This window comes from Okeania sp. SIO2B9, assembly GCF_010672505.1.
GTDB classification, from domain to species: domain Bacteria; phylum Cyanobacteriota; class Cyanobacteriia; order Cyanobacteriales; family Microcoleaceae; genus Okeania; species Okeania hirsuta.
Map to the genome: position 1 here is coordinate 1 of NZ_JAAHGK010001670.1, position 1,315 is coordinate 1,315.

Below are 1,315 nucleotides of genomic sequence, written 5' to 3' on the forward strand. Positions count from 1 at the left end.
TCCATGATAACTATGTAGGTAAACGAGTCAAGCGTGGCTTATTCAAAAGTGGAACTGGTATAGTGATTAATGCCGATGTTAATGGCAGTCTTCAAATATAAGATAAGAAATTTCCAGAGGCATTTGCCGAGGGAATAGTGAGCTGTGCCGTACAGCCAGTATTGGTTAATCCAATATCAAGATAAAGGCTGTTACAATTTTCTACAGTTTTTTTCGTACGGTGCTTTAACTTCTCCAATAGTTGATAGTAATTCTTCTAAATATTGTTTGGCAAATTGGTCGTGAAAAAATCTAGTCATCAATCAATTTTATTTGAGGTTTGATCTGAGAAATTTGATAATTCAATTAGGGGAATATTATCTGCTTTAACTTGAGCGATCGCCTCCCCATTCTCATTTTCCAATTTAATCCAACCTTGCAGTTGAGGAATTAAAGCTGACCATTGTATTTGACTCAACTCCCCAACTAAAAAAATTTCTGGTCCCTCATCTACCTCTAATTCTGACTCCATTAACAAGTTCATCACCACGCTGGATAAAATTAAATCTGCATCTTCAGCAGAAATATTGCTGTTATTTATTAATAAAGTCATCTTAGCTTTATCTGGATGATTCACCAGATTTTTAATTACTGCTTGTAATTCTAATCCTACTATTTCTTCCGGTTGCGACCAGTCTGGGAAAACAATTAAATTGATTTCTGTTAGCGAAAAAGGCAATCTCTGGGTAACAAAGTGTCCTAGAATTTCCCCTCTAGTTTTTGTATTTTGCTTGTCGCGAACTATCTCCAGAAAACGCAAGGCGGTAGGAACAGGTGAATAATTTTCAATTGCCCACTTTCTACCCGCAATAGATATGCTTTCTAAAATTTCAGGTTCCTTGACAAGGCGATCGACCGTTCCCTGTATATTATCTAAATCAATACCGATATAGTGTTTCCAATTTTCCGGCATCACTGGTAAATTAAAACTATACTTATCAAAATCAATATGAAAAGTCACACATCCAGCAGCTAAAGACTCCCAAAATCTCCAACTATCCCACCACTCAGCATGAAAGTTTTGACTATCGTTATCTGGAACAATGCAACCTCCAAAAGCAGCACAAGCAAGAGATTTAGTTAGTCTTTGATAATATTCAGGATGATGACGTTGACCAGTTTGCTGCCAGAGAAAATAATCATAATTATCTTCTGGTGGTTTATCAAAATTTTCACGAGAAAAGTCAAGTTTGAGAATATTTTTTATTACAGGGTAAAAACGTTCGTCAGCAATTTTTCTTAGAGGAAAATTTACAGTGTATTCTATCCATTTATC

General features: G+C 35.7%; 1 pseudogene. It reads right to left on the reverse strand.

What is annotated here, in order from left to right:
* Positions 1 to 298: 298 nt before the first annotated feature.
* Positions 299 to 1,315: pseudogene (locus tag F6K13_RS33575) on the reverse strand (hypothetical protein); the annotation flags it as partial.